Genomic DNA, 24,562 nt, shown 5'->3' with positions numbered 1-24,562 from the left:
TATGCTTACAGTTACTTTAGGGCGTTACAGCGACTTACAGCACAATGAGTTAGCTATTCGCCAACTGACGGGATTAAAAAGTGATGAATTTGATTTGCTGCATTGCTTTTTCGAAAGTGACTTGACCGACTACTTTGCTCAATATACCCTTGAAGGTACTCCCAGAAACCGCAAAGTATTCTTCCGTAAAAATACCATATTTGCTGACACACAGGATGCTCTTCTCTTTGTGCTTATTTATTTGAAAGGCCATGTTCGGCAAGAACAACTGGCACTGTTCTTTGGCATTGATCAACCCAAGGTCAGTAAATACATAAAATTTCTACGCCGAATTTTGTTTCAAGTCATCAAGGCCTATCCTGAAGCAATTTCAAGGTATAAAAAAGAACGAATTTTGAACAACAGAAATAAAAATGACAAAAGCAGAATTAGTTACCGCTATATCTCGGAAAACAGACTTTGAGAAACTCGATGTAGAAACTACAATCGAGGCATTGTTCAGCGTTGTCAAAAAGTCTTTAGAGCAGAGAAAAACCATCTATTTGAGGGGGTTTGGTAATTTTTATAACAAAAAACGGGCGAAACGAACAGCGCGTAATATCAAGCGAAACATCACTTTAACCGTGCCGGAACACGATTTTCCTTCGTTCAAACCTTCAAAACTGTTTATTGAGGACCTAAAGGAAAGACGCGGGTAATTTGGCGAAACCTATCAACCATTTCTACTTACCAGATAGCCGTTAATGTGTTTGCCGCTGATCTGTGTACGGTATTGATCCCCAATTGGAATAATGGCTCCGGAGGTCAGAACAATGTCGTTTTTAGCAATAGATTGAATGGCTTCGCGGTGTACCATGTACGAGCGATGTACCCTCAAAAATACATCGCCTTTGAGCTGTTCTTCCATTTTAGAAATCGACATGATGGGCAAATAACTTTGCCGGTTCGTGACGATCTCTAAAAAATTGTCTTGTGCTTTCATGTACAGTACATCTTTGTAAGCAATCTGCACATAGATATGATTTTCCCGTATAAAGAAATAAGGTTCTACGCCCGCAGCTCCGGGCAGAACGGATAATCGTTGGCGTACTTTTTCGATACTCTGAAGAAAGCGGTTCAGATCAAGCGGTTTGAGCAGGAAATCAATCGGCGATACATCATAACAATCCAAGGCGTAATCACGGTGCGCCGTTACAAAAATAACGCAGGGTGCAAAGCGAATGCTTTTCACAAAGGCCAAACCCGACATATCAGGCAGTTCAATATCACAGATCAACAGATCTACTTCCAATTCCGCCATTTTGGCGTAGCCTTCCATGGCCGAACCGCACGTTCCTACCAATTCCAGCAACGGATTCATCTGCACAAATTTTGTCAGGATCTTTTGCCAGTCGGCATCATCATCAATGATCAGCGTGTTAATTTTCATGAATCGTATCCGACTTTAATGGGTGGCGTTCTTTTCTACGTACTATTAAAGGAGCTTGGCTTACAAAAAGAGAACATTCACCCTTTTTTTATCTTTATCCTTGTTTTAGTTGGCATCAATGTGTGCTTTTAAAAATAATATTTATGTCGATTAATAATGTACAAATCTAACAATCCTTGCTAAAAAATGAACAAACCCCTTTGCTTTTTATCAAAAGGACAGGAAGTATTTATCCTTCCACCCGCCAACCCGCAGGTAATGTGCTGACCTATCAGGAATATTGGTTTCGGATCCAGTCTCAAAACGGCATTGGAATTGGCGGAGCGAGACTCGCTGCGGATAACGGACAACAGATAACGGAGCTTTTGCCCAAGTGTGCCTAATCCAGTCACTAAAACCTTACGCCTAAAAGTGTCTGAGGCCAAAGGTGAAAAAGTCAATGTAAATCTGACGGATGCTTCGGGAAGATTGCTGTTGCAACGCGCTTTTGTGCCCGAAACCAATCAACATCAGGAAGAATTTGAAGTCAGTGATTTGGCCAATGGAATGTATTTTATGCGCATCAATACAAATGACAAACAGACCACTATCAAAGTAGTTAAAGTGCAGTAAAATAGTGCTGGTTTTTTCTCAAAAGCTATTGCAACAAGTTGCAGTAGCCTTTTTTAGCGGTAAGAATGAAGCAATAACGACCGTTTTTTTTCTTTTCTATGCCTAAAAGAAATTATCTAACCTCCCTTCTGAAGTAGTGGAAAACTTTTCCCGGTACGAAATTTATTTGCTGCTACGGCGCATAAAATATCCGTTTTTCAACCAATATTTGTTGAAAAATGGGCATTTTATGTTTTTAATGTACCAAAATGAAATATTGGCTTCTATCTACTTTGTTGTTTATCAGCGGAATTCTAAACGCACAATACGAGAAACTGCTGCACAAAAATTACCAAGAAAGAGCCAAACTGCTGGGTAATTTTTGGGAAACAAAAACAGTCAATAACCAATACGATTCCACCAAATTCTTTGATGAAGTAATGGGCATCCGAAAAATGGCCGCTCAACACCACGACGATGGCTTGGAGATGGATACGTATATGATGGAGTTGAGTTTTTTTCTTTACCGAAAAAAATACCGAAAAAACACCGCTTTAGGGCTTGAGAAATTAGAAAAGGTATTAAAAATTGCTCACGATAAAAAGTTACTGACCGAGGCATCGGTCGAAAAACATTTTGGCTCGTATTATTTTTATCGTGTCAAAAATTACGAATTGGCTTTTGAGCATTTCCTGCGGATGTATGATCTCATTAAGGACAAAAACCAGGAGGAATTTCCCGATAAAGTAAACTGTATCAATGAATTAGTGTATTGTTATTATTATTTTTCGGATTATCCCAAATCCATTGAGTACGCCAAAGCAGCGATCAAAAGCGAACATGAAAACCACAGTCAGCATTTTTTATCTGCCAACTATTCGCTGATTGGTACCTGTTTCAGGCAAATGAATCAATTGGACTCTTCCGATCATTACTTCAAAGCCTCCTTAGAAACGGCTCAAAATCAATACGATACCCTTTGGGTAGGTCGATCCAACGGTCAGCTGGGCTACAACTGTTTTCTGAGAAAACAATACCCGCAAGCCGAACTCCTGCTGAAAAAGGCAGTGGCAATGACGAAACAAAAGCAGGATGCCCGCGGTGCCGCCAACGCCTTGATTCCTTTGGGTGCCATCGCCTTGTTGAACAACCATTTTCCTGAAGCCAATGCGCTGCTGATCGACGCCAAAAAGCAAGCGGCCTTCGCCCACAAATTGGAAGTATACGAAAAGCTATACCCTTGGCTCTCAAAGCTATACATCCGACTGAACCGCCCCGAATTGGCCACGATGTATGCCGATTCGGCCGCTTGGACCACCGACAGTCTTCATCGACAATTCAATGCCCGCAAAATGGTAAAAGCGTTGCAGGAAAAAGAACTGCGCCAACACCGGGCGGAACTGAACGAAGTAGAAAACCAAAAGCGAATCAAAGAGTTGGAACGAAATGGGGTCATTGTTTTACTGGCGGCAGGTCTATTTTTAGCCCTATACATTTATACCAACCAACGGCGCAAATACCTACAAAAGCAACTCATCATCAGTCAAGAGCTCAAACTGAAGGAGCAGGAGTTGGCGTTGGCCGTTCAGGAGTTACAACAGTTTGCCCTGAATATCTCCGAGAAGAACAAAATGGTGGAAGAATTACAACAGAAATTGGGCGATTCTGTCACCTACGAAACCCTCGAACGTTTACAGCGCTCCACGATCCTGACCGATGAGCAATGGGAAAGTTTCAGGCAGTTGTTTGAAAAAGTCCACGGCGGTTATCTCCACCGCGTCAAAGAAAAACTACCGGGTCTGACGCCCGCCGAGATTCGGTTTATGGCCTTGGCCAAACTTCAATTTTCCAACAAAGAAATGGCCGCCGTTTTGGGCGTATCGTCCAACGGCATCCGTTCGATTTGGTTTCGCTTACGAAAAAAACTGAACCTGTCCGAAGAAGGCAGCGTAGAGGAACTCCTCGAAACCATCGGCTGAATCAAGTACAAGGGTGAAAGTGGAGAGGTGAAAGGCTTTTTTGTCTTTCATTTCCAATTACCTTGCCCTTGCCGGTGTCTCCACCGGCAATCGTTATCCTGCTCCGTTTCTTAAAAAATCCGCAAGATCGCCTCAAAACAGTAAAATAACTCACTCATTTTCAATTATTTATAAATTGAAACGTTTTTGCAACGCTCCTAATTTGCCTTTCACAGACCGGGTCATGTAGCTTTGGCTCATGCTTGACAAAGAACCCATACCACCTCTGTATCGAAAAAAGTGGATGGCCATTTTGGCTATCGTTCTGGTCTTTGGTCTGCTCATTTTTCTGTGTTGGTATTGGTATCACAACCAACTGGAAGAGTTAGAAAAAAGTATTCAAAAACATCAAAATCTCCGATTATGAAAAATCTCTTTACCCTTCTCGTTATGTCTTTATTGACCGTCCCAAGTTTTGCCGCCAGGTATCACGTAAAAACAACAGGCTCAGACGTCGCCGCAGGCACCAATTGGACTGCGGCCTTTGCCACCCTGCAAAAAGCCCTCGCCACCGCCACAAGCGGTGATGAAATTTGGGTAGCCGCCGGCACCTATTACCCGGACGAAGGCGGTGCGTTTTCCAACAATGACCGCAATGCCCATTTTACGATGAAAAACGGAGTTGCCATTTACGGAGGTTTCCCAGCCACAGGTAATCCCACCATGACCGACCGCAATTGGGTAAATAACCCGACGATTCTCAGCGGCGAGATTCAGCAGGACAACGATATTTCCAACAATACGTATAACATCATCTATAATTTTTTCAACAATTTGGACGCCACCTCTTTGTTGGACGGATTTACCGTTTCAGGCGGTTATGCCTACGGAATTGATTACCGTACTCTACATGGAGGCGGGGTACATAACCGCAACACGGCCCCCGCTTTTCAAAATTGTACTTTTTCAGGCAATCGCTCTATCGCTTTTGGCGGTGGGATGTTTAACGAAGAGTCTTCTCCAACCTTGGTCAATTGTTCCTTTCAGGCCAATGAGGCGCTTCAAGACGGGGGGGGGATATGTAATTTTAATGTTCCTCATTTTACCCTCACCAATTGCTCTTTCTCAGGAAATAAGGCCAGAACAGGCGGAGGCGTGTATGTGTATAGTCCTATTGTTTCTACTTTTATCTTAACCAATTGTTCTTTCTCGGGAAATAAAGCAGAAACAGGCGGAGCGCTGGATAACGATCGGTTTTCTTCTCTTACCCTGACCAATTGTATTGTCTGGGGTAACAGTACACCACAAATACGTAATTCAGGTGGAGCTTCGGTCTATACCCATTGCCTGATTGAAGGCCTGAACCCCGCCGGAACCGGCAACTTGGATGGCACTCAACCGGCAAATAATCCCCTCTTTGTGAGCCAACCTGATTTTAATGCTGCCCCCACTACGACAGGGAACCTGAGGTTGCAACCCTGCTCTCCCGCCATCAACGCAGGCACCAACGGCACTTTCACCAATGCCGACAAGGACTTGGACGGCAATGCCCGCCTTGTGAATACCGCCGTAGATTTAGGTGCCTATGAAGCTCCAGCTACCGTTTTTCATGTTAAACCAACAGGCAGTGATGCCAACGACGGCCTGAGTTGGAACACCGCCTTTCGTACCCTCCAAAAAGCACTTCAATCTACCTGTAGCGGCACTTCGATTTGGGTAGCCGCCGGAACGTATTACCCGGACGAAGGCGGTGCGTTTTCCAACAATGACCGCTATGCCTATTTTACCATGAAAAATGGCGTTGCCATTTACGGAGGTTTCCCTGCCTTAGGTAACCCGGTCATAACCGACCGCGATTGGGTAAACCATCCCACGATTCTCAGCGGCGAGATTCAGCAGGACAACGATATTTCCAACAATACGTATAACATCATCTATAATTTTTTCAACAATTTGGACGCCACCTCTCTGTTGGATGGATTTACCGTTTCAGGCGGTTATGCCGACGGAAGTGAGTACCGTACTAAAATTGGCGGCGGGGTACATAACCGTAACACGGCCCCCGCTTTTCAAAATTGTACTTTTTCCAACAATCAATCTCTATTTTATGGCGGTGGGATGTACAACGAAGAGTCTTCTCCAACCCTGATTAATTGCTCCTTTTCGGAAAATCAGGCTTTTCGAGGCGGGGGAATGTATACTACTAATAACTCCTCTCTTACCCTCACCAATTGCTCCTTCTCAGGAAATAAGGCCGAAGCGGGTGAGGGGGGCGGAGTATATAGTAGAATTGTCTCTTCTTTTACCCTAACCAATTGTTCTTTCTCGGGAAATAAGGCAAGATTTGGTGGGGGAATATTTACTTCTGTTACCCCCTCTCTTACCTTGATTAATTGCTCCTTCTCAGCAAATCAGGCTAATGCAGGCGGAGTGTTGTATAACGATGCGTTTTCTTCTCTTACCCTGACCAATTGTATTCTCTGGGGTAACAGCAACCCACAAATAAATCATTCAGGCGGAACTCCGGTCTATTCCCATTGCCTGATTGAAGGGCTGAACCCGGCCGGAACCGGTAATTTGGACGGTACTCAATCAGACAATAACCCACTCTTTGTGAGCCAACCTGATTTGAATGCTGCTCCCACTACGACAGGTAATCTGAGGTTACAGCTCTGTTCTCCCGCCATCAACGCGGGCACCAACGGTACTTTCACCAATGCTGACAAAGACCTCGACAGAAACTCCCGCATTGCCTTCACCACCATAGATTTGGGGGCATACGAATCTCAATCCGCACCGACTGCCGCCATTACTCCTACCATCAGCAGCACCAACCCCTCCACCTGCGGCGGCAGCAATGGCAGCATCACGCTGAGCGGGTTTTCTCCCAATACCACTTACGCTGTCACCTATACCAAAGGCGTAACGAACGTTCCTGCGGCTGACTTTACGGCAGATGCCAACGGGGACATCACACTGACCGGCCAATCGGCGGGGGTTTACACCCACATTGAAGCCACTTATGGGGCTTGCGTCAGCAATGCCGCCACTGCTACGCTCAACGACCCCGTCAAACCTTTGCTTACGTTGAGTACCATCCCCGCCATCTGCGTGGGTGCGACATCGTTTAGCATTCCCTACACCAACCCCACTCAATCGCCCAACACCTATTCCATTTCGGGAACGGGCATTACCGGCGTCACCAACGGAGGTTTGACCAATCCCATCAATGTCACTTTGAACATGGGTGCTTCGGGCAGTTCGATTCCATTTACCTTGACAGTTAAAAATTCGACTACCAATTGTGAGTCGGCTCCTATTATGGGCAGCGTGGCGGTCACGGCCAATACGGCAGGGGCGGCCTCTTCTTCGCCCACCCTGTGTATCAATACCCGGCTGACCAACATTACCCATATCACAACGGGAGCCACGGGCATCGGAACGCCAACGAACCTGCCTGCGGGGGTGAGTGCGGCATGGGCGGCCAACACCATTACTATCAGCGGTACACCAACGGCCTCAGGTACTTTTAACTACAGCATTCCCCTCACGGGAGGCTGCGGCACGGTCAATGCCACGGGTTCCATCACGGTCAAATCCCTGCCCACGGCCGTCATCAGCGGCGGCGGAACCGCCTGCGCGGGAGCCACCTTGCCCAACGTTTCCATCGTTATGACGGGTATAGCCCCCTGGAGCGTTACTTACTCCAACGGCTCCACCCCAACGACGGTCAATAACATTATGACAAGTCCCTACGTGATCACGGGTGCAGCCGCCGGCACGTACAGCGTAACGAGCGTCAGTGATGTCAATTGCACGGGGACTTCCATGACAGGAACGGCCACGGTCACGGTCAATCCCGCCGGCGTGGGCGGAACAGTGGACAACGCCCAAACCATCTGCGCCAATACGTCCCCCGCTGATTTGAGCCTGAACGGCCAGACGGGCGATGTCGTCAAGTGGCAAAAATCAACCGATTTGGCTTTCACTTCACCCACTGATATTGAAGTGACCACCACGACCCTGACCGGTGCAACCATCGGCAATCTGACGGCCAATACGTATTTCCGCGCCGTGGTCAAAAGCGGGGTCTGCGCCGAAGTATTTTCAAGTGCTGTTTTGATAACGGTTCTGAGTCCTGTTGCACCCGTTACCCAACCCGACACCCTTGTTACGTCCGATGTACCCTTTACGCTGCGTGCTACGGGTTGCACAGGCAGCGATCTTGCCACCAGATGGTTCACAAGCAGCGACAACAGCCCCGTTTTGATGCCCGCCACCCTCGCCGCCAACGGTAGCTTCTACGCCCGTTGTGAGCAAACTGCCGCTGCAACCGTTTGTTTGTCACCTTATTCCAACAACGTTAATGTTACTGTTATAAAACGTATCTTTGTCAATGCCGCCAATAACAACCCTACCCAAAATGGTGCCTCATGGGCCACGGCATTTAGCCAACTGACCGCCGGCCTTACCGCTGCCGCTTTGGCTTCCGCTGTCCCCGTCGAAGTCTGGGTCGCAAAAGGTACCTACAAACCCGGTACCCTGCGCCGAGATGTGTTCACCCTTCCTTCGGGCGTGAAGGTCTACGGCGGATTTGAGGCCACCGAAACCCTGCTCAATCAGCGCAATCCCAAAAACAACCTCACCATTCTGAGCGGTGAAATCGCAACCCCCGCCCACAACGACAATACACACCACGTCGTCGTATTCAATGCCGCCAACGACCAAACCCGACTCGACGGATTCCGAATCGAAAAAGGTTACGCCGAGTTTTTCGCCGATAACCAAAATACCAACCTAACGGTCGCTCAGGCCCTGACCTCCGGCGGCGGAATCCTGGCCCTAAATAAAAGCAAAGGCACCGTCACTAACTGCATCATCTCCGACAATAAGGCTACCTTCGGAGGGGGCATCTTTCTGGGCGACAGCAGCCAACTGATCATTTCCCAAACCGTCATTTGGGCCAACGAAGCCACTTTCGGCGGTGGGCTCTACATCCACGACGGCAGCCGACCACGGCTCGAAAATGTATCCATTGTCTCCAATAAGGGCCTCGGCGGCGGGCTTTACGTCAACGCAAGTCAGCCCACGCTCATTCACTGCACCATCGCTTCCAATCTGGGCACTAACGGCACCGCCGGCGGTATTTTCAACACCAATGCCGCGACCACCCTCAAAAATGCCATCCTCTGGGGTAATTCCATGCCCCAATCCACCAACGGAAGCAGCATCTTCTACAGCATCGTTGAGGGCGGATTTGTCGGAACGGGTAACCTCAACCAAAACCCCCGGTTCGTCAGTGCCTCACCGGCCGGCCTGGCCCCGCTCACGGCATTGGGTGATTATCACCTGCTGCCCTGCTCGCCGGCCATCGACGCCGCCCATAACGCCGACGGTCTGCCGCAAGACCTCGACGGCAATCCCCGACCGTTCCCCTCGGCGGCGGGCATCGTTGACATGGGTGCCTATGAAAGCTCAGGATCAGCAGGCTCCGGCCCCGCCACGCTCACGGTCACTGAGCCCATCACCTCGGGCACGGTCCTGAAAACCGCCGGTCAGATCACCGCCGCTAATCAGGTCTCAGGGGCAACCGTCGTCTATCAAGGCAGTCAGTCTGTGATGCTCCTGCCCGGTTTCTCCGCCGGCGGAAATACTTTTCAGGCCCTCATCAGTGATTGTCAGACAAGCGCCGTGACAGGCAGTCAGACGCAAAAATAATCTTTACAATGTCTTCTTTTTTACATCCCATTCCTTTTGAAAGCGCGGTAGAGCTGCCGCGCTTTCAAACCAAAAACGGTGAGCAGGCCATTGAACTCAACCGTATCCTATACCTCAGTGCGCAGGGAAATTACACCCGTTTTCACCTTGACGGCGGCGAGACGGTCGTTACCTCGCATTCGCTCAGCATCTACGCCCGGCTGCTGGAACAGCGGGGCTTTGTGCGGGTGCACAAATCGCACCTGCTCAACCGTGAGTTTCTCAAACACTGCCGCATTCAAAAGTCGCAGTGGCTGGTGCTGCCCGACCGGCAAACCCTCGAAATTGCCCGAAGAAGAAGGGCCAAGCTCAAAAAAACCGTCGCCGCGCTGTAAGAAAAACGCCTACCTTTGGGTATGCGTCACATCATCAATCTGATCGGGCCACCCGTTTCGGGCAAAAGCACCATCATCCGGGAATTGAAAACCCTGCTCCCTGTTTATCACGTACTGGCCATTAATGATTTTCGGCGGCGGCAGGAGGAAACCACTCCCGACCGAGAAACCACCGCCTGGAATCAACTGTGGCTGGAGGCGCTTAAATCTGAATATTGCATTATTGAAAGCACCGGCACCTCCCCCCACCTTGGCATGATTCTGGACCGCCTTTGGCGCGCACCGGGCACCAACATCCTTACCGTTGCTCTGAAGGCAACGCCCCGTATCCGGCGACAGCGCGAAGAGCAGCGCCGGTGGAGCGACTACCAACAACTTCCGCACTACGAAGCCCCCTCGGGCCGACCTTGGCGACCCGTTTCGGGTATGTCTATCGCCATCAGTGTAGACACGGGCAAGTTGCTTCCCGCCCAAACGGCCGCCCTGCTTTTCGAACAATTACCGGCTGATTTTTTGGAATGATTTCAACACCTTCATCGACTCAACGTTAGAAAAGCCAGTAGAAACGGATACCAACGGCATTTATACTTACGTTAATTAACCTTCAATGCAATGAACCGTTTTTACATAATCACCTTTCTATTCTTTGTTCTTGTCATGTCTTTTTCACCTGCCAACAGCCAAACGGCCGACGCGCCCAAACTGATTGCCGAAGGAGCCACGCTTCAGTTGGTTTCTGACCAATTTTCTTTTACTGAAGGCCCTACCGTTGATAAGAAGGGGAATATTTTTTTTACCGACCAACCCAACGATAAAATCTGGAAGTATGATATTGATGGCAAATTGTCCCTTTTTATGGACAAAACGGGGCGCTCTAATGGTTTGTTTTTTGATAAAAAAGGCAACCTGATCTCTTGTGCCGACGAAAAGAATCAGCTTTGGTCGATCAGTCCGAAAGGCAAAATTACTGTTTTATTGGATGGCTATCAAGGCCTTAAATTTAACGGTCCCAACGACTTATGGCTCGACTCAAAAGGAGGTATCTATTTTACCGACCCTTATTACCAACGTGATTATTGGGAACGTAAAAAACCGGAAATAGAAGGTCAGAAGGTGTATTATCTGCCCAAAGGCAAAAAGGAAGCGGTTATTGTCGATGATGCGCTGATGCAACCCAACGGAATTGTGGGAACCCCCGACGGCAACTACCTGTACGTAGCCGATATCCGAGCGAGCAAAACCTATAAATACAAAATCAACGACGACGGCACGCTCTCCGATCGTCAGCTGTTCATTTCCCAAGGTTCTGACGGCATGACGTTGGATAGCCGAGGTAATCTCTATATTTCCGGAAAGGGAGTGACCGTCTATGATCCTTCAGGCAAAAAGATTGAAACAATTCCCGTACCTTCGGGTTGGACAGGTAACCTTTGTTTTGGCGGCAAAAATCGTGATCTACTGCTAATTACGGCCTCCAAATCTGTTTTTACCTTGCAAATGCAGGTAAAAGGGGTGGAATAGAAGTCTTTCTCTCATTCAGGAAAGAACTGTTTTTCGGAAAAATTCCCTGTCGACTAAATTCATGGCGGCCGCAAAAGTATTTGCCACGTTGAAACCACTTTAAGAAGAGTAATACTACTAAACTGCGGCGTCAGTCGCTTGAAAACCCTTAATTTCTAATGGATAATTTTCAAATCAATCGTCGTCGCTTCTTACTGGGAACTTCGGCGTCTCTGGCTCTTACGGCGTTCAGTGCCAAAGGGTTGAATAATCTTAAATTGGCAAAAACCTATCGAGTAGCATTGATCGGAACGGGTTGGTACGGCAAAAGCGATCTTTTCCGCCTTATTCAGGTAGCATCTGTCGATGTCATTGCCCTCTGTGATGTAGATAAAAACATGCTCGAAGCGGCCGGCAAACTCGTGAGCCAGCGGCAAAAATCCGGCAAAGTGCCCAAACTTTACGGAGATTATAAAAAACTGCTGGCTGAAAACCAATTAGACATTGTGATTATCGGGACGCCTGACCACTGGCATTCATTGATGATGATAGATGCCGTAAAAGCCGGAGCACACGTTTATGTGCAAAAGCCTATCAGCGTGGATGTTATTGAAGGAGAAGCCATGGTAGCCGCCGCCCGTAAGTACAACAAAGTAGTTCAGGTAGGTACCCAACGCAAAAGCACGCCTCACCTTATTGAGGCCAAAAAGAACATTGTTGAGGCCGGACTGTTGGGCAAAATATCACACGTGGAAATGTGCTGCTACTATTCCATGCGCAACAACGGCAATCCACCCACGGAACCTGTTCCCGCTTTTCTGGATTATGAAATGTGGACAGGACCCGCTCCCCTGCGCCCCTACGATGGTCTACCGCACATCCGTTGGTGGCGTACGTTTATGGAGTACGGCAACGGCATTACGGGCGACATGTGCGTACACATGTTTGATACAGTACGTTGGATGCTGAAACTTGGCTGGCCTACCAAAATATCTTCTCAGGGCGGCATTTATGTGCAGAAAGAAGGAAAGTCGAATATTTCAGATACACAGTCGGCGGTCTTTGAATATCCTGAACTGAACTGTGTTTGGCAGCATCGTACGTGGGGGACTCCCAATAATCCCGCTTATCCTTGGTCGTTTACGCTTTATGGTGAAAAAGGGACTCTGTGGGCAAGCACTATGGCATACGATTTTATCCCACAGGGCAAGGGAGAAAAAATCCACATGGATGTAGTCTATGAAAAAGAGAAATACCCCGAAGACGTGAACGAGGAGCGCATTGAATTGAACGCCGCTCCTGCCACACGTCTGCATATGCTTGATTTTATAGCAGCAATAGAAAACGGAGGCCGCCCGGTAGCCGATATTGAAGAAGGTCATATTTCAACGGCAAGTTGTATATTGGCTAATATCTCAATGAAATTAGGTCGCCCCGTTGTATATGATTCTAAAAAGCGGGAAATTGTTGGAGACAAAGAAGCCACCGGTCTGCTGCAACGGTCTTACCGCCAACCTTACAAACATCCGGACCCGGCAAAAGTATAGGAATTGGTATCTTTAAATAGTTAAACGAAGGGTGAGGCAATGCCTCACCCTTCGTTTATCAGGACAATCTCGTTGATGAGTTTTTTAACGAGAAGAATTTCATCTTGTGTTTTCAGCAGCAGATCGGCCACTTTTTCAGGATCAAAATTATCTAAATGCTCAATTTTTTTTGCAAACGTTGCTAACTCCATCGTTCCCGCCGTCACGGCAGTTCCGTACAATTTATGCCCCAAGGCCTTCAACGCTGTAAAATCTTTTTCTTCGGCTTTTTCAAGCAACGCGTAATATGATTTTTCCAATTCAGTGATGGTCAATAACAAAAACTCATTCAGGATCTCTTCATCGTCGCCCACGTAGGTTTTCATCGTCTCAATGTTAAAATGGCTACTGACATCATTGAACGATTGGCCGGATTCCCTTGGGTCTTTCACCTGTTTTCCGCCGATCCATTTTTCAAACAGCTCAATAATGGCCCCTTCCACAAACGGCTTGGCAATAAAATCATCCATGCCCGCCTCCAGACATTTCTCCTTTTCCCCTTTCAGGTTCCCCGCCGTCAGCGCGATGATCGGAATATGAATTTCGTCCTGTAACTCCCTGATCTTCTCCGTGGCTTCGTACCCATTCATTTCGGGCATCTGCACATCCATCAGGATGATATCCGGCAATTGCCACTGACATACCTTCAGCGCTTCCAGACCATTCAACGCTTCCAGAATCACCGCATTCGGCGCCACCCGGCGAATGATCGTTTTGGCTAACAGCATGTTCACCGGATTGTCTTCCGCGATCAATACCCGAATCGGAGCCGATTCTGTTTTATTTTCAACCGATAAGCTGACAACTGACAGTGCTTCGCCTTTGCGATTCAACCGCGAAAGGGCTTCGTACATTTCCTGCATTTTGATCGGCTTCACCAACCGCTGATTGACCTTCAATTCCTCACATCCTTTGATGATGGTGCCGTCGTCCGAGGAGCTGTGCAACAGGATCACCGGCTGCTCTTCGGGCAATTTGTTGAAACTGCTGCGGATCTTCTTGATCGTCTCCAAACCATCCATGTAAGGCATGTGATAATCCATCATGATCACATCGTAGCGATTACCTGTTGCCAGGAATTGTAATGCCTCAAAGCCATTTTTGGCTTCTTCCGAAACGATCTGTTTTAACAACAGCATCTGCCGCAGGATCATCCGATTATTGTCGTTATCATCTACAATAAGCGCTTTTTTGATCAGGTCGATATTTTTCCAACTGACCGATTCTCCGACTTCGGTTTTGAGCGTCAGATCAAAATAGAACGTGCAACCCTGCCCGGGCACACTGATCAATTGCAGTTTGCTGCCCATCAATCCCAACAATTTATTGGAAATGGCCAACCCCAGACCCGTTCCGCCGTATTTTTTGGTGGTGGAAACATCTTCCTGCGCGAAGGCCTCAAAGATCTTCTCCTGCTTGTCGGGCTGAATGCCGATACCGGTATCACGCACTTCAAAACGCAGCGTGATGACTTCCTGCGTCGTGTCGGTCAATGGCTCGACCTTCAACTCAATTTCCCCCTCTTTGGTAAATTTGATGGCATTGCTTAAGAGATTGACCAACACCTGCTTGAGGCGCACTTCGTCGGTCCAAATGAAACGGGGCAGGTCCAGGGAAATGTTCAATAACATTTCCAATCCTTTGCTTTGGGCCTGATAGGTGATGATGTCGGCTGCCTGGCTTCCCAGTTCAAAGAGGTCACATTTATCAATGTCCAGTTCGAGTTTGCCGGCTTCGATCTTGGAAAAATCAAGGATGTCGTTGATGATCGTCAGCAGGGAATTGGCCGATTGGTTGACGATAGAAAGGTATTGTTGCTGAGTTTCGTTGAGGGAGGTTTTCAGTAACAGGTCCGTAAACCCGATCACGCCGTTGAGGGGTGTTCGGATCTCGTGGCTCATGTTGGCGACAAACTCGGATTTTGCCACGCTGGCCTGTTCGGCCTGCAGTTTGGCTTTTTTGAGTTCTTCGCGTTGCAGGCACATTTCGGTGATGTCCTGGGTGAACATCATGATGCCGCCGATGGAGCCGTCGAATTGATACCAGGGGCGTACTTCCCAGCGCAAAAACTGATCGTGGTCCCAGCCTTCGGGGCGCCAGCGGTCTTCGTCATTCTTTTCCACGGCTCCCAACAGGCATCGTGAATGGATGTCTTTCCATTCTTGCGAGACATTCGGAAAAACTTCATAATGGCTCAACCCCAGAATATTCCTTCCTTTCAGTTGGTATTCTTCCATCCAGCGATTACTTATTGCAATATATTTAATATCGCTGTCAAACATTGCCACCGCAGCGGGAGCGTGTTCCACAAACGCCATCAGGCGCGCACGCTCGGTAGTCAATGCCTGCTCCGTTTTTTTGCGGGCTGAAATATCGGTAGCAATACCCAGAAAGCCCGTTATGACATCTTCACTGTTTTTGATTGGGTGCAAAACCAACGATACCATAAAACGCGACCCGTCTTTACGGACATAGGTCCACTCCCGTTGATCAAACCCATTGCGCTCAGCCGGATATACCATGGTCTGGGAAAGAGGAATGAATTCATCATATTCCTTCTTAAGTTCTTCGTTACGCAGAAGCATCTCTTCGGGAGCATGAATAATAGCCGGTGTTTGATGACCGATCATTTCTTCGGCGGTATAGCCCAACATCTGTTCGGCACCGCTGTTGAAAAGGGTAATGAGTCCATTGGCATCGGTAGAAATAATGATTACTTCATACGCCGACTGGAGTACATCGTTGAGTAATTTTCGGGAATTGTTGACTTCAATGAGCGCTTTTTTCTGAACATCAATATCCTGAAAGGTGCCATAAACCCTCTTGCATTTACCTTTTGCAAACTCAACATTTCCCCTTGCCCTTACCCAACGCTCATTGCCTTTGGCGGTAACAATGAGCAATTCCAGATCCCAAGGTTGTTGGTTCTCTATGGCATTTTTAACGGCCGCGGTAATTTTAGCGCGACTGTCACCCTCTTTGTAAAACGAAATTGCCGTTGATAATTCCGGCTCAAAGTCAGGCGCAACCTCGTGAATATCTCTGGTAATTTCCGACCAAAAAATCTTTTTAGTGCTCCAATCCATTTCCCAACCACCAACACAGGCGATCTGGTTGGTTTGCTCGAGCATTTCTTTGGTTTTCTTTAGATCTTCCTCCAGTTGATGTCTTTTGGTAATATCCAACGAATTACCGATCACATAGTATTCTCCATCCGGTCCTTTCTCACAAATGTTGTTAAATATCCATATCCGCAGCGAGCCGTTTTTATCCAACGTATGCATCAATCCGCTGGATCGGCCTTCCTTTGTGATGTTTTTCAGGTAACGTCCCAACGAATCATGAGAACTTTTGGGCACGATATCGTAGAGGCTCATACCCAAAATTTCGTCTACTGTGTATCCTATAATACCGGCCCCCGCCTCATTGACCGACAGAAAATTCCCCTGCAAATCGTGCGTACACATCAACCCCTGCGAATTCTCAAAAAACCCTCTGAACCGATCTTCACTGAGTTTCAGTTGCCGTTCTCTTTCTTTTTCCACCGAAATATCTCTGGCAATGGCAAAAACAGTCCCGGTAGATTTTTCGAGCGTAGACACCCACTGCAAATATTTATACGAGCCATTCGGAATTCGGAAGCGATAATTAACGCTGCCGGGCTCTCCGCCTTCTCGCAACACGACCATCCGTTGTTGGCTTATTTCGAAGTCATCGGGATGGAGAAAATCAGACAAGGGGGTTTCCAGCAGCGTTTTTTCTTCCCACCCAAGTACTTTCTGAAACGCAGGGTTGATCCGTTTGAAATAACCATCCGTTCCTGCCACACAGATCAGGTCATTGGATGAGTTAAATAAATTTTCAAAATACTTTTGTTCTTCCCGCTGTCTGCGTTCTACAATTAAAGCAACGGCAGCCTCTCCCAACAATCGTAGAGCACGTTGCTGTTGTTCCGACAGTCTGCGTGGTTTATCACCAATCACACAAATAGTGCCCAACGCATAGCCATTGGGGTCAATCAGCGGATAGCCGGCATAAAAACGGATAAAAGGATCTGAGAGAACAAATGAATTATCTTTGAATCGTTCATCTTTGGTGGCATCTTCCACTTCCAGAATCTCCGTATCCATGATGGTATATTGACAAAAAGTCAGACTTCTGTCTTCTTCAGTTATATCAAGTCCTATTTTAGCTTTAAGCCACTGTCTGTGTTCTTCGATCAAAGAAACATGTGAGATGGGAGTACCACATATTATAGACGCAAGTTCGGCTAGCCGGTCAAATTCAGCCTCAGGTAACGTGTCTACAATTTGGTAATTTAATAATGCTTTTAATCTCTCTTTCTCATTTAGGGGTATTGGCAGTTGTTTTTCCATCACGGGTTATGTCAATTCTCAAAACGTTAAATAAAGCCATTAGCTCGGGCTATCTTTCCTACAAAACCGGTAGTATTCTCAGAAAGAATTTCAACTAAAAAAGAACCGCTTTGAAACTTTCTGAAAAAGGGGAAAAACACGCACTAATAGCCCTCAAATACCTATTGGTATTAGGCAAATGTAGCGACAACACGATAGATTTCAGAGGAATTTATAGAAAAATTTGTAAAATATTTCTTGCATTAAAAACTGCTTTGCCACATTTAGTAGCAAGCAAAAATTGTGCCTGAAAGTCAGAAAACGGCTATACTGAATTATCTTTTTAAAATACAAGCCCCGTTCAGTTACATAATTATAGAGCTGCGGCCTAAAATGCTGACAGTAAGGCTTTTTTTATTGATTAACAACTAAAAAGGCTACTCAAAACAAATAATACATCTGCTGTTCAGCTGTTTATTGTATGTATCAACATTTCATCAGGCTGACCTTCTAAAACAGTTGCCATTATCACTTTACGCTATCAAAATGCTTACAAATGATGCCTTACACGATATTCTGATTTACTCTCCCCAATGAATCATGTGCCATACGTCACACTAGACATGTTCATCTAAATTATATCAGGAGAATCTACTCAATTGTCTGCATTTTCGCCCAATTCATTCGCCGGAATCAGTTGCATGACGCCGCTGTTTTCGCAGGGTGTTCTCTAAATTGTTTTTAGCTTATTACCTTATCGGTTTAATTGTATTGACCTGTCAGAAAGGCCTTGATTTCCGGATTTCGGCCGGCCGGTTCTGACAGGAACTGTTTTTCCAATAAGCAACTCACACCCTCAAAAGCTTGCTTCCCTTCCTCGATAACTTGATACGCCAGTATTTTGTTTTGGCGGTCTTCCAATATCCAAACTGCTGTACCGGAAACAATACCACGACCTATAAAATAGCCTCCATACTTCATCAAATCTGAAATGGAAATACATATAAATTCACTTTTCATAACAAATAATGCTGTTGGTAGAATTAAGTGTAGCAAAAAAACAGGAAAATAACTTAGGTTAATTAGCTCAATCTAACTCTTTTCATATGATTATTTACAAAAACAAAACAAAATAAACAGTTTTCTCTTGAAGACGAACAGCCGTTTGCACATATAAGGCTACTTTAATTGATAATTTTTTCCGGTTTTTACCGGATAGGCTGTCCGAAATTGTAGACAATATAATTGATTTAGCCTTTAAATGCTTCAACTTTTTCACTCGGAACATATTGATTTTCAAAAATCTATGAAATACTCACTATCACAGTGATACCTATTCCGATTACAATTTCAAAACCGATGTATACCACTCAATAACATTGGTCCATGAAAAGGGAGTTCTCTAACTCTACATTATATACGTTACCTGATATGTATATTTTATTTTTATCAAGGCAACTGCCTGATTGCTTCATTTCAAACCGTAAGAATAGCTATAATTACTTGATCGTACCTTTTTCCAAATCAAACTTCATGCCTGTTTTGTTTAGAAGGAAGAGCACAAAAAACCCCGTAGTGTCAAGAAACTACGGGGTTTTCAACTAATTGTACATAGACAAGAAGTAAACTCAAGTCATGCGGTACTAACGTTGTATATTTTGCTTTCTTGCCCAAATGGCATTAAAATTGAGTTTTTAGCTAAAAAGTTCTTTCAAAATGCCATTGTTGACATGGGGCTACCGGCCTGTTTGATGGCATTCAGGTCTTTTTTGCTTACTTTTGCGTCGATAAGTGCTTTTTCGGCTACCGGTAGAATTATGTTGCTGATGCACCCGGGAAGCGAGTTGCGGGACAACATTATCCTATTTTTGATGAATCATCTGTGTAGCTACAATGTTGGAGCGCAGTTGACCGTTAGAAATTACAGCCGCCCACACAAAAGATTATATGGCTACTATAGTTGTCGTTTCGATTTAAATTTTGTTAATTGTTATTTGTTACGGGTTAAGTGTGAATGAGTTATTCACTAAAACATTTAACTGACTATTCGCCAAGCGGCCATGAAGCGTTTTCTCTGGTACATAGGCAATGCCATCTTTATCCTGCTTGTCGCGGTTATGCTGCTGACAGAAGTAGTGATATTGGGCATTCAGTTTCCGGCGATACAAACTGAAGTTGTCAACCGGGTGGCAAAGTGGCTCTCTCATGAATTACAACATCCTACCTCGGTTGGGCGCGTAAATGTCCAGTGGTTTGATGCGGTTTCGTTGGAAAATGTCACCATTCTGGACCGAAACGGTCGCCCAATGATCGATGTAGCGCGTATTGATATTAACCACGATTTTTGGTCACTTATATTCAACAATGACACGAAGAGTTTTGGGACAACCCTGGACGAAGCCACACTTTACAAACCTTCCGTTTGGCTCGTCAAAAATCCTAAAACGGGCGAATTGAATCTGGACGCATTTATTGAACGGATTGAAGAGCTTACGGCCAATCCCAATGCTCCCGGCAAAAAAGATCAAAACGTTCCGTTTGTCATCAAACAGGTGCATCTCATTGATGGTTCGTTCCGTTGGGACGATCCTCGGGAGAAACGGATGCACGGAAAAACCTTTGACTATAATCACTTCACCCTTAAAAGCATCAATGGCGAAGCCAAAAACTTTTTGGTTCTGGGGGATACTATCGCGCTCAATGTCAGAGGCCTTCGCACTTTTGATAAGCGCACCAATCTAACCATCAAGAAGTTAGACAGTAAAGTATTGTACTGTCGCACCAAACTTGAACTGGCAAATCTGAACGCGCACATCGGCAGTTCAGTAATTGGCAATTATATTTCCTTCAACTATGATTCGCCCGCTGCCTTCGGCGATTTTAACGAAAAAGTATTGATGCGGGCACATTTGGACAGCACGCGCGTACGCTCCGAAGATCTGGGTTGGTTTGCCGATTATCTTTTTACGCTTGATGAAACGTGGCACGCAAACGGCAATTTTGTGGGGACGGTCAATCATTTCAAATTGTCAGAAACCAATTTACGGTTTGGGAAAAACAGCGTTTTACGCGGTGACATTGCCTTTAAGGGCGTTACCGAATTTGAAACGTCGGTCATGGCATTTGACCTTAAAAATACCCGAGTAGACGCCGCCGATCTACGGCAATATTATCCCGAAAAGGCATTCAATGATTTGGTTCAAAAATTTGGCGTCGTTGATTTCTCCGGTAAATACAACGGTACCATTGACCGTTTTAAGCTCAACGGTGACTTCAAAACCGCGCTGGGGCAGGTCAATGTAAAAGAGCTTCAAATGAATTTGGCGGCCAAAACGCCTACTTATACCGCTGACATCAGTACACAGGATTTTGATCTGGGTAAGTTGGTGGACGATGATGATTATTCAAAATTAGACCTCAACGGAAAAATCAGCGGCAAAGGGTTTTCACTTAAAACCGCCTCTCTTAATCTCAACGGTCTTCTGCCCCGCTTCCGATACAATGGCTACGATTATCGAAACGTATATTTGAACGGCAACCTTCAGAACAAATTTTTCAAAGGATCGGTCATTGTCAAAGATTCCAACCTTATTGCAGATGTGGATGGAGCTTTTGACTTTTCGAAAGATAAGTATGCTTACCACGCCGAGGGATTCATCCAACGCGCCGATCTGCGCGCGCTCAAATTCGTCAAAGATTCGTTGCTGATACACACCGAATTGAATGTTGATATGGAAGGCAACACCATGGATGAGATCGTAGGGAAAGCCAAATTTCTAAACAGTTACGCTACCCTCAAAAAACGCAATATCGTCGTTGACACACTATTAGTGGACTCGCGTCTGGCGAATGGACTTCGTCGCCTCTTTATTTCATCTGAGTTTTTCGACTTTCAGGCAAACGGAGTATTCCAACCCACCAAAGCGGTCAAAGATCTGGCTCAATTATTTGATGAATATCAGATGTATTTCTTCGGTGATGAAGGAACTCGGGTGCAATATTACGAAGACAAAAAAGCCAAGAAACCCTTTTGGCAGCGATACAGCATTGATTACCACATTCGTACCAAGAAGATGAATCGGTTGCTGGCCTTCCTGTATCCTGATGGTTACGTATCAGAAGGCGCAACGGCCGAAGGAGTATTTACCGTTGATAATACGTCCATTTTTTCCATGAGCGGCCAATTTGATACGCTCAAAATCGGCAACAATTCATTTTATAAATCCGAACTTGACCTCAATACGTCTAAATTCACCAATAGCCCGGAGGTTTTGGCATCAGCCATCATTAACTCGGAAAAACAGCAGTTGGTAGGGATCGCTCCCACCGAAAAACTGGGCATTGAAGCCGCTTGGGAAACAGACCATATCAATTTCAGAAGCAATCTGCGCCAACAAAAAATGACTAACCGAGCTACCTTAAACGGTGAACTTCGGTTTGTGGGCGATTACCTTTATTTACAATTTAAGAAATCAAAACTCCGCCTGTTGGAAGAAGATTGGAATGTGGATGCCGACAATCTTATTACCATCACCGGTCCCAACGTAATTTTCAGCAACGTCAATTTAAAACCAAGCGGGAAAGACCAACTTATTGCCCTCAACGGCGAGATCTCAACTGACTCAGCGCGAACCCTTACGTTTGAAACCCGTAATTTCGAACTCGCCACGCTAACGCCTCTTATCAATATCAATTTGGCAGGAACCGCCAACGGCAGCGTAACAATGCGGGACCTCTATCGTACATTGATCTTTGACAGCAAAGCTGATGTCCAAAAATTAACGTACAATAACTTCCTGATGGGCAACCTGACCGGCAACGGCGAATGGGACCCTATCGACAAGCACTTGCACGTCGATATTCACCTGGACTCAAAAGCCAAACGCGAGCTTTCCATTAAAGGCACCTACACGCCCAATTTGGCAAATAATGAGTTGGATTTGAAAGCCGGTTTCAACGAAACGAATCTGCAACTATTGGAGCCTTTTGCCCGTGGCTTGGTGTCCAATCTGAGTGGCCGTGCATTGGGAACCGTTTCCATTACAGGCCCCGCCACAGCACCTGTGCTGGACGGAACGGTGGATGTAAAACAGGGACGTCTTACCTTTGATTATCTTAAAGCCGTATTTTCATTCGAAGACAAAGTGTATTTTGGAGAAAGCGATATTCGCGTCCGAAATTTACGCCTGACCGACCCCGAAGGCAATACCGCCACGTTGCGGGGCGGTGTGTATCATGACAGTTTCAATAAGTTCTCCATTGGCTTTGATGCCGACATGCGTAACTTCAAAATCCTGAACACCAACATTCGGGACAATGAATTGTTTTATGGAAGTGCTTACGCTACGGGTAAAATGGAAGTGTTCGGGCCTATCAATAATCTCAAGATCAATGCTGATCTGACGAGCAATCGCGGAACCAAGATATACATTCCACTCGACGGCGCGGCCGAAGTAGCTTCCGAAGACTTTGTTCAATTTGTTTCTTCTTCGCCCGATACCGCCAACAAACAAATAGCCGGCAAAGACAAAATCGTTCCGGCCGAAGAAAGCATCATCAAAATGGATTTTCGGTTAAACATGACCCCTGACGCTTACTGCGAGATCCAGTTTGACCGCCAAACCGGCGATGCCATCAAAGCCTACGGGCGTGGTTTGATCAATCTTAAGATCGATACGCGCGGCGATTTCAACATGAGCGGAGCGTACGAGATTCAGAACGGAGACTACCTCTTTACGTTGCAAAACGTTATAAACAAGAAGTTTCAGATACAGAAAGGAAGCCGAATTTCGTGGACAGGTGATCCCTATGGTGCGGCACTTGACGTGAAAGCAAGCTATACATCCAACGTGTTGCTGGGTCCGCTGCTGCAAACAGGTACTACAGGCACCACCAATGAACTTGCCTCCAGACGCTATCCGGTAGAAGTAACGATTGCATTGAATGAAAAAATGCTCGCGCCGCAGATCTCTTATTCGCTCAAATTTAAAGAATATCCTTCCAACTATTCGTTATCGATTACAGCCGTTGAAGAGCGCCTCAAGCGTGATGAACAGTTCTTATCGCAGCAGGTTAGCAGCATGTTACTGTTTGGGCAATTGATTTCCGATCAGAACAATATTTTGTTGCAATCGGCTTCCGGGCTCTCCAACAGTCTCAGCGAAATGGTGACGAGTCAGTTGAGCAAATGGGGATCTTCCATCAATGAAAATTTGGAATTGGGGGTTTCGGGATTGAACTTCAATTTTAACGAAACCAACCCCAACGCTATTAATAACCTTCAATTACGTTTCTCGTACCGGTTCCTCAACGACCGCTTCCGCATCACCCGCGACGGCCGACTTTCGTACGGCCAAAACCAATACGACGCCACAAGCTTATTGCTGGATTGGACCCTTGAATATTGGCTCACCGACGACGGCAGCCAACGCCTCCGCATGTATAATCGAAACATTCAGAACCAATTCAACTCCACTACAGGCACGCCCAATGCCATTTCATACGGTGCCAGTTATCTGTTTACGCGCAGCTTTAACAATTTCCGATTCTTCGGCCCGAAAGCTTCTCGTCCCGAAACCACGCCGATCCAAACCCCTAAGACCAATTCAGGGCGGTTGACAACCTATCGTAATTTGGAAGAAACGAAGAATTAGGCATAATTGCTTTTGCTTTTATTTCCTGCACTATTCAGCTTCTTATACCGACTATTTTAAGTAGCCGAGCAAAAGTTTTCGGGTTTTTTCAAGGTAATATTACGGACGGGTCGGCCGTTGCCGTTGCTCACAACCCGACTCGTCCGCTCGAAGAATGGCCTACTGTTTCAAATACTCTAAAATTTATGCTCAAGTACTTAAAAGCTACGACTTCCGGAAAAGATTATACCCATGCTCAACACCTATTGAATTTTATTTTACACTTTGCGTCGTTTAGTACTTTTTTGATTTCCGGCGCATGGAAAAAATAACTTACGGAGAAAAGCGTTTTTGATTCATAAAAACTATCCTTAGTTAAGAATTACAATCAGGCAAAAACCGTACAGCAGCAATATTTT

The 24,562-nt window shown here is 46.1% G+C and carries 15 protein-coding genes; 11 read left to right on the top strand and 4 right to left on the bottom strand.

What is annotated here, in order from left to right:
- Position 1: 1 nt before the first annotated feature.
- Positions 2-463: a helix-turn-helix domain-containing protein gene (locus ACQY73_RS28210; RefSeq protein WP_428657521.1), complete on the top strand. Its 462-nt coding sequence runs from the start codon at positions 2-4 to the stop codon at positions 461-463.
- Complete coding sequence (locus ACQY73_RS28205) at positions 414-698, top strand: HU family DNA-binding protein (RefSeq protein ID WP_428657520.1); 285 nt, start codon at positions 414-416, stop codon at positions 696-698. Before ACQY73_RS28210 ends, ACQY73_RS28205 begins: the two co-directional genes overlap by 50 nt.
- A 14-nt stretch (positions 699-712) precedes the next feature.
- On the opposite strand, the gene ACQY73_RS28200 is transcribed toward ACQY73_RS28205, so the two are convergent.
- Entirely contained in the window at positions 713-1,429 is a 717-nt protein-coding gene (locus tag ACQY73_RS28200; RefSeq protein ID WP_428657519.1) for a LytR/AlgR family response regulator transcription factor, read from the bottom strand.
- Between the two features lie 176 nt (positions 1,430-1,605).
- Here ACQY73_RS28200 and ACQY73_RS28195 point away from each other — a divergent pair, with 176 nt between their 5' ends.
- From ACQY73_RS28195 to ACQY73_RS28160, 8 genes are all read left to right on the top strand, one after another.
- Positions 1,606-1,812: a hypothetical protein gene (locus ACQY73_RS28195; RefSeq protein ID WP_428657518.1), complete on the top strand. Its 207-nt coding sequence runs from the start codon at positions 1,606-1,608 to the stop codon at positions 1,810-1,812.
- 28 nt (positions 1,813-1,840) lie between these two features.
- Positions 1,841-2,041, top strand: coding sequence for a T9SS type A sorting domain-containing protein (locus ACQY73_RS28190; RefSeq protein ID WP_428657517.1), 201 nt, complete (start codon positions 1,841-1,843; stop codon positions 2,039-2,041).
- 248 nt (positions 2,042-2,289) lie between these two features.
- A complete protein-coding gene (locus tag ACQY73_RS28185; RefSeq protein ID WP_428657516.1) occupies positions 2,290-3,999 on the top strand; it encodes a hypothetical protein in 1,710 nt (569 codons plus the stop codon).
- 402 nt (positions 4,000-4,401) lie between these two features.
- The gene (locus ACQY73_RS28180; protein WP_428657515.1) at positions 4,402-9,696 is read left to right on the top strand and encodes a right-handed parallel beta-helix repeat-containing protein; all 5,295 of its coding nucleotides are present in this window, start codon (positions 4,402-4,404) and stop codon (positions 9,694-9,696) included.
- Between the two features lie 8 nt (positions 9,697-9,704).
- Positions 9,705-10,070, top strand: a complete 366-nt coding sequence (locus ACQY73_RS28175) for a LytR/AlgR family response regulator transcription factor (RefSeq protein ID WP_428657514.1) — start codon at positions 9,705-9,707, stop codon at positions 10,068-10,070.
- 21 nt (positions 10,071-10,091) lie between these two features.
- Complete coding sequence (locus ACQY73_RS28170) at positions 10,092-10,592, top strand: AAA family ATPase (RefSeq protein ID WP_428657513.1); 501 nt, start codon at positions 10,092-10,094, stop codon at positions 10,590-10,592.
- Positions 10,593-10,682: 90 nt separating this feature from the next.
- Entirely contained in the window at positions 10,683-11,591 is a 909-nt protein-coding gene (locus ACQY73_RS28165; RefSeq protein WP_428657512.1) for an SMP-30/gluconolactonase/LRE family protein, read from the top strand.
- A 158-nt stretch (positions 11,592-11,749) separates the two neighbouring features.
- Positions 11,750-13,117: a Gfo/Idh/MocA family protein gene (locus ACQY73_RS28160; RefSeq protein WP_428657511.1), complete on the top strand. Its 1,368-nt coding sequence runs from the start codon at positions 11,750-11,752 to the stop codon at positions 13,115-13,117.
- Positions 13,118-13,161: 44 nt separating this feature from the next.
- Here ACQY73_RS28160 and ACQY73_RS28155 read toward each other — a convergent pair whose 3' ends face one another.
- The 3 genes from ACQY73_RS28155 to ACQY73_RS28145 form a co-directional block, all read right to left on the bottom strand.
- Positions 13,162-17,532: a PAS domain S-box protein gene (locus tag ACQY73_RS28155; RefSeq protein ID WP_428657510.1), complete on the bottom strand. Its 4,371-nt coding sequence runs from the start codon at positions 17,530-17,532 to the stop codon at positions 13,162-13,164.
- Between the two features lie 741 nt (positions 17,533-18,273).
- Positions 18,274-18,531: a hypothetical protein gene (locus tag ACQY73_RS28150; RefSeq protein ID WP_428657509.1), complete on the bottom strand. Its 258-nt coding sequence runs from the start codon at positions 18,529-18,531 to the stop codon at positions 18,274-18,276.
- Positions 18,532-19,222: 691 nt separating this feature from the next.
- On the bottom strand, positions 19,223-19,369 hold the full coding sequence (locus ACQY73_RS28145; protein WP_428657508.1) for a hypothetical protein: 147 nt from the start codon (positions 19,367-19,369) through the stop codon (positions 19,223-19,225).
- A 202-nt stretch (positions 19,370-19,571) separates the two neighbouring features.
- Here ACQY73_RS28145 and ACQY73_RS28140 point away from each other — a divergent pair, with 202 nt between their 5' ends.
- On the top strand, positions 19,572-24,164 hold the full coding sequence (locus tag ACQY73_RS28140) for a translocation/assembly module TamB domain-containing protein (RefSeq protein ID WP_428657507.1): 4,593 nt from the start codon (positions 19,572-19,574) through the stop codon (positions 24,162-24,164).
- The last annotated feature ends 398 nt before the right edge of the window (positions 24,165-24,562 follow it).

This window comes from Runella sp. (assembly GCF_965279615.1).
In the GTDB taxonomy this organism is placed as follows: Bacteria; Bacteroidota; Bacteroidia; order Cytophagales; family Spirosomataceae; genus Runella.
Note: the sequence above shows the minus strand (reverse complement) of the source record. Positions and strands in the feature narration are given on the sequence as shown.

Excerpts from the sequence above, each read along its gene's own strand:
- ACQY73_RS28210 (WP_428657521.1), top strand. The coding sequence starts at position 2 with ATGCTTACAGTTACTTTAGGGCGTTACAGCGACTTACAGCACAATGAG.
- ACQY73_RS28205 (WP_428657520.1), top strand. The coding sequence starts at position 414 with ATGACAAAAGCAGAATTAGTTACCGCTATATCTCGGAAAACAGACTTT.
- ACQY73_RS28200 (WP_428657519.1), bottom strand. The coding sequence starts at position 1,429 with ATGAAAATTAACACGCTGATCATTGATGATGATGCCGACTGGCAAAAG.
- ACQY73_RS28185 (WP_428657516.1), top strand. The coding sequence starts at position 2,290 with ATGAAATATTGGCTTCTATCTACTTTGTTGTTTATCAGCGGAATTCTA.
- ACQY73_RS28180 (WP_428657515.1), top strand. The coding sequence starts at position 4,402 with ATGAAAAATCTCTTTACCCTTCTCGTTATGTCTTTATTGACCGTCCCA.
- ACQY73_RS28175 (WP_428657514.1), top strand. The coding sequence starts at position 9,705 with ATGTCTTCTTTTTTACATCCCATTCCTTTTGAAAGCGCGGTAGAGCTG.
- ACQY73_RS28170 (WP_428657513.1), top strand. The coding sequence starts at position 10,092 with ATGCGTCACATCATCAATCTGATCGGGCCACCCGTTTCGGGCAAAAGC.
- ACQY73_RS28165 (WP_428657512.1), top strand. The coding sequence starts at position 10,683 with ATGAACCGTTTTTACATAATCACCTTTCTATTCTTTGTTCTTGTCATG.
- ACQY73_RS28160 (WP_428657511.1), top strand. The coding sequence starts at position 11,750 with ATGGATAATTTTCAAATCAATCGTCGTCGCTTCTTACTGGGAACTTCG.
- ACQY73_RS28155 (WP_428657510.1), bottom strand. The coding sequence starts at position 17,532 with ATGGAAAAACAACTGCCAATACCCCTAAATGAGAAAGAGAGATTAAAA.
- ACQY73_RS28150 (WP_428657509.1), bottom strand. The coding sequence starts at position 18,531 with ATGAAAAGTGAATTTATATGTATTTCCATTTCAGATTTGATGAAGTAT.
- ACQY73_RS28145 (WP_428657508.1), bottom strand. The coding sequence starts at position 19,369 with ATGTTGTCCCGCAACTCGCTTCCCGGGTGCATCAGCAACATAATTCTA.
- ACQY73_RS28140 (WP_428657507.1), top strand. The coding sequence starts at position 19,572 with ATGAAGCGTTTTCTCTGGTACATAGGCAATGCCATCTTTATCCTGCTT.